5 protein-coding genes are annotated in these 6,020 nt (G+C 38.1%); all 5 read right to left on the reverse strand.

Annotated features, from left to right (window positions below):
- Positions 1-43: 43 nt before the first annotated feature.
- Positions 44-892, reverse strand: a complete 849-nt coding sequence (locus ACILQF_RS09640) for a hypothetical protein (protein WP_395627200.1) — start codon at positions 890-892, stop codon at positions 44-46.
- A gap of 17 nt (positions 893-909) precedes the next feature.
- Positions 910-1,329 carry a hypothetical protein gene (locus ACILQF_RS09645; RefSeq protein ID WP_395627201.1) on the reverse strand — a complete coding sequence of 140 codons (420 nt, stop codon included), beginning with the start codon at positions 1,327-1,329 and terminating at the stop codon, positions 910-912.
- Positions 1,330-1,574: 245 nt separating this feature from the next.
- On the reverse strand, positions 1,575-3,539 hold the full coding sequence (locus tag ACILQF_RS09650) for a hypothetical protein (protein WP_395627202.1): 1,965 nt from the start codon (positions 3,537-3,539) through the stop codon (positions 1,575-1,577).
- Between the two features lie 7 nt (positions 3,540-3,546).
- Entirely contained in the window at positions 3,547-4,995 is a 1,449-nt protein-coding gene (locus ACILQF_RS09655; RefSeq protein WP_395627203.1) for a DUF1080 domain-containing protein, read from the reverse strand.
- Positions 4,996-5,137: 142 nt separating this feature from the next.
- Positions 5,138-6,020, reverse strand: an 883-nt coding sequence (locus ACILQF_RS09660) for a YihY/virulence factor BrkB family protein (RefSeq protein ID WP_395627204.1), incomplete at its 5' end; no start/stop codon positions are given.

The raw sequence follows: 6,020 nt of genomic DNA on the forward strand, positions 1-6,020 counted from the left end.
ATAGGCCAACGTTTTTTCATCTTCAATTAACAGTACTTTCAAATCAGAATTGGTAATAGAAACTTAAATTAAAAAATGACCGTGGCTTTTGCTTCGTTTCTGATACGTTTTTTCCAAGGCTCGATACTTGCCATCCTGCCTCAAGCAAATAATTTTGGCGATTATAACCTAACAAGAAATTCATATTGTAAGAAATCATATCGAAGCTGCTCGCATTTCTAGTCATCGTATAATTCATTTCCCTGTTTCGGAACAAGGGGTCAGTTGGTATTGGACTAACCCTATCGCGTCTCACAATATATTCCTCTAGGTAGTGTAAAGTTCCACCCACAAGCTCTAGCCCTGGCTCGAAAGAAATGAAATCTTTATCCCTTGAAATACTCCCCAAATTTAAGGACTTTGAGGCGGTAAACGACAGGAATAAATCACGTTGTGTACCAAAAGCATAATATGTATTAAAGCCAGTCTTAATGAAACTTAAATCGTAAGCTAGTGAAGCACTTATGGTATTTTGATTTGCAGCACCCAAGAGGGGTGAATTTTTTGCAAAAATTGAGCGGCTATAGGCAAATGATCCATTCAATTTTTTTGTCAGTTGATGTTCAAAACCAGCAGTCAAATCTAACTCAGAAATTAGCGATCCGCCGGCATTAACCAATTTATAAGACCCTACAGAAAAGAAAAGTCCGCTTTTTAAACTTAATGCTGCATTACTTAGAAAGTAAGGTAATTTTTGTTCCGCAGTTTGTCCATAATAATTGGCATTATTCCCATAAATTCCTGCTAAGGTAATGGTGTTTCTCTTGGGCTCTACTTCGATTGAATCGATTTGAGAAAATGCCCTTAAGGCTATAAAAAATGTTAGTGTAAATAAAATATACCCTCTACTCATATGCTAAATGGCCAATTTTAATTAAAACCTAAAAATCCTCTTTTTGGCGTTCTAATTGGGATTCTTCTTATAGGAATGCGGTCGTTCACTGATTTGGGTTTCAATTTAGGAATAGATCGGGGCACCTGTTTAATACCCGGTTTTTGACGAATCCGTGGATTATCCCTATTTATTTCTTCGATAGGCCTTCTTTCTGCAGGTTTAATTTCTCCCGGAGTTTTTTCTCCAGGTTTAATCTCTCCTTTTGAAGGCCCTTGGTCTTTTTTATCACCAGACTTTCGTACCGGTATAGAATCTAACCCCAAGACAATAACATTCTCGAAATTAATGTTTAGAAACGGTCTGCCTTCAATTTTCTTATCAAAGGCTATAGCAGCACATGGCATACCAAATACAGTGATAAAAATAATTGTATAAAAACCTGCTCTCAATTTCATTTCATGTAAAAATAAGGAATTTTGTTTCTTTCTGAGTCTAATATTTATTCCTCTAGACCCGGAGTATTTACCTTGGATATTAATAATTAGATGAATAATGATTTACCTCAAAAAAATCAATAGATCTTAATAATCTAGCTACAAATATGAGAGTGCAACATGAAGAGCAGATGAATTTTTTAAATTGTTTCAATAAAAAAACCCGACCACAATTGAAAGGGGTCGGGTTTAATATCAAAAAATTTTTATTTGAGCGAATTGATATAAGCCGCTATTCTTAAGCCATCTTCCTTCTTTACCTGAGGCATTGGAGGCATCGGGGTTGGATAATCTGGCCAATTTTCTGGCTTTGGATTATGAATGAGTTGAACAATTTTCTCAGGACTATATTTGCGTTTTGCAATGTCCTTAAATGCTGGCCCCACCATCTTTCTATCAGGATTATGGCATGACAAACAGGTGTAGGAAGCAAGCATTCCTTTAACTTCCTCATAAGTTGGAGCTTTTGCCACTTGCTGCACTGGTGCAACTTTAACTGCCACCGGCTTTGTTGTAGGAGCTGCTGCTGCTTTCTTTACCGCGGGCACTAGCGCTGTTTTAGCCACAATTACAGAAGAGTTTTTAGTGCTAACTTCAGTCATGGATAATTTAGCACCTTCTGGAATATTATTTAAGGTATAGTAGGCCGTAGGATGTACCAAGGAGTGGAAATTATCACGCTCACGAAGCCCATCAAGCTTTATAGTATGGATATAATATCTACGTAAATTGTCTACAATAATTCTCGCTTTTAGTCCGTCGGGAGATAATTTTACTCCTTTAATAGCATGTTTTTCAAGGTTTACCGGCGGACTACCATATACTGGATGGTATTTATAAATATAGCTTTCAACAGAGTATGATGCTAAATCTTCGGCAGACTTTTGATCTACTGGCTGCGTAAACTCAATTTCAAAGCCATCAGGCATAGCTCTAACAGCCTTCATTTCAAAAGGTGTTTTATTATTCCACACCAATCGCTGTAAACCTTCATTTGCTTCACCTGCAGAGCCCCATCCACGGTTAGTTTCACCAATGAATAAAGAGCTATCGCGGGCCCACGACATTCTGAGTACTCCTGATCTAAATCCTGAACGGAACATAAAAGAAGCGCCTTGAAGCTCGCCATTTACTTTTTCCATAAAAACCCTTGACAGGATACTCATTCCCTGATCACCAACCAAAGTTTGTCCTTCAAATGGTCCAAAATGCCCTTTCGGGATAGTAATAGGCTCCGAATTAGAAATACCCAAAATCCCATAAGGAAGCCAAACGGTAGGCAAACGTAATTCAGGAATCTCCTTCTTCATATCAAAAAGAGTTTTAAATTCTTCATTAACCACATTTTCGGGCTTAATGTAACGGCCCTTTTCGTTTTTAACTTTACGGGGATCAATTTTTGAATTAAACTGCGCTTCGGTCAATTTTAATGGAGAATTTGGCATTCCAGTCCAGGCTAAACCTGCAGGATGACCTAAAAAATCACCCTTCTCCACTTTCCAAAGTGCACCAGAACCCATCCAATCGCCTTGGTTATCGGTATAGAATAATTCATCATTTAAAAAGCCTAGTCCAGCAGGAGAACGCATTCCCGTAGCCCAAGGCTCCATTTTTCCATCCTCTGTAATGCGCATTGTCCATCCTCTCATAGGCACACGGCTTTCGCCTCTCCACCATTCTTCATTTCCGAAGGCCACATTTGCCGTCACAAAAAAGGATCCATCAGGCGCAATTTTTGGTCCGAAACTATACTCATGATAATGACCCGAAAGTGGCCATGAATAAATGGTTTCATACACGTCTGCTTTACCATCTTGATTATTATCGACTAATTTGGTTAGCTCACCACGCTGAGCGCAGTAAAGAGCACCATCCTTATACGCTAAGCCAAGAATTTCGTGTAAACCAGAAGCAAACTTTCTAAAATATGGTCTGCTACTTGTTGGATTTTCCACAATAAAAACATCTCCACGACGGGTAGAAATTGCTAAATCGCCATTTGGCATATTAACCAAACCTCCAACCTCCAGAATGATTCCTTCTGGGGTAGCTACCTTCATTATTTTGGAGAAATCTTCTTCCTTAGGAGTTTCTTGAGCAATGGCAGAAATACTAGCGAATGCGAATACCCCTAAAAGGACTGTTTTATATAGTTGATTGATATTTTTCATGTCCTAATTAGAATAAAATTGAATAATTTATAGTCTTAACAATTGGAATAAGAAGCTCTTTACGTCCATTTGAATCACGGATGAATGCTTTAGAACCTCCTGCATCATCTATTTTAAGATAATAAGATTGCTTGTCGATTAAAAACGTACCATCGGCAGTCTGGATGATATTTTCAGCATCTGCCAAACGGAAATAAAGATTGTTAACCGAGTTGCTGATAGAAACAGTACGACTAATACCGCGACCTAATTCCAATACCTTTACCTGATCGCTAACAGATGTTCCGTAGGTATGATATTTAAAAGTCGGTAAGCCCTGCTCATCAAGCACATAACCTTTTGGTTTATACGAAGTTCCGGTAGTATCGCTAATCCAAGCAGCTTCCATGTTTGACAATTGCGCAATACTTTGTTTTGGTTTACCAAATCGCTGCACCATGCCTAGGGGCCTAGAAGAGCCATCACCACGATCATGCCACATTGGAGTTGCATTCAAGAAATCACCTCTCCATACTTGAATGAGCATGGCATTATCTAGGTCATAGCTATAATGAACTTTTTCTACACTACCCACAGAAACCGCATGTACCACACGTGGAGAACCAGGTAAATCAATGAAACTTCTAAGGATACTATTTTCTGATGCATCAATTAGAATTGGATCAACTGCATTAGCATTTGCGGGAGATTTTTCTAGCGGACGAGGACGCTCAAAAGAAGTAATTTTTATGTTTTTGAATGCAACGGCGCCATGATCACCTTGAAAACGGAGTGGAGCTTTTGCTGCTTCAGTATTGCTGATTGATCCTCGTGTCGGACCGCTTAGTTCAACATTATCATGAATAATCACACCGTTTAACTCAACCCTGAGCATCACAGCATTGGCAATTTTTTTGCCTGAACCATCAAAACGTGGTGCTTGAAAAGATATTTTAAATTTCTGCCATAAACCTGGGGCTTTGCTCACATTTTGTCGAGGTGCATATCCTGCAAATCCTTGCTGACCTTCGGGCTTGCTATCATCCCAACGTGGATAAATACCGCCATTGGTATTTGATTTCGGACTTACCGAGCCCCAAGTATCTTCCAACTGAATTTCATAGCGCCCTTGAAGGTACAAACCTGAATTAGCTCCCGATGCCATTAAATACTCAAACTCCAAATCAATATCACCGTATTCGGATAGGGTAAAAAGATCTTTTCCCTCATTTTTTTTATCAGGAAAATTCATAAGAAGACCACTTCCTTCAGTGAAGCTCAAAAAATTGGTTTTACTCAAATCTGCCTGAACCGAGCCAACAATTTGCCAGCTTTTAGAGGGAGATTTAAATGCGGAAAGGTCCGTTAAATTTAGTTGATTTACACTTTGTGCATAAGTTGATCCTAGCCAAAAAAAGCTCAGGAACGCAACAAAAGATTTGAAAATCATTGGTGAAACTTTAAATGTTAATTGCATTTTCTCTTTTTATTAATAATGCGTGAATATAATAATGAAATCTTAAAAAAGCTTCGATCGAGCCAATTAATTGAATAAAATAACCTTTCTAAAGATTTATTGAATGAAATAAATGTAGGATAGCAAAAGAAAAAAGCATTAATTAATGTGTCTCAATGGCAAATGCTTTCTTAACCGGTCGAATAGGTGCATTGAAACTATCACCTAATACTTTTACGAAACAGCCACCATAATAAAATATCATGGCCGAATAAAACACAAAAAGCATAATTAGCACCATTGAACCGGAAGCACCATAAATGGTACTGATATTACTTCCAATTAAGAGATATCCCAAAATCCACTTACCTATGGTAAATAAAATGGCAGTGAAGAATGCGCCGATAAGGCTAACTTTCCATTTTGGGCGTCCGGCAGTTAAAAAACGAAATAGAAAGGCGAGCCAAATAGTTAGTGCAACAACAAATCCAATTTCGTTGACTAAACGATTAAAAAACCAACCGCCACTGCCCCAAACTTGATCAATATAATTTCCCATAATTGCCTGAAAGCTTTCCATTACCAATCCAGCAAGAAATAAAGCACCTGCCAAAAAAATAACTACTAAGGATCTTAATCGGTATTTTAATCGGAAACCGATACCCGGTTTTGGCATTATTCTAATTTCCCAAATCTGGCCTAAAGAATTTTTAATGACTTCAAACAGGGTAGTTGCCACGAACATTAAAAAGATAAATCCAAAAACGGTGATATACCAGCTGTGACTTAATCCGCTAACAGCCACCAATACTCCCTCTACCTGTTGCGCACTACTAGTACCTAAAATATGCCCTAATCGCACAATTAACTCGGAGCTAAGTTTATTTGGATCAACTGCAAATCTAAAAAACTGTGTGAAAAGAATTAAGATAGGAGGTAAGGCAAATGTGGCAAAAAAAGCAGTTGCCGCACCCATTCGTAAAGGATCATTTAATTTCAATAATACGTATGAACTCCGCATCATCGAAAAAAAATTACTGATTTGA

Source organism: Daejeonella sp., assembly GCF_044232565.1.
GTDB lineage: Bacteria > Bacteroidota > Bacteroidia > Sphingobacteriales > Sphingobacteriaceae > Daejeonella.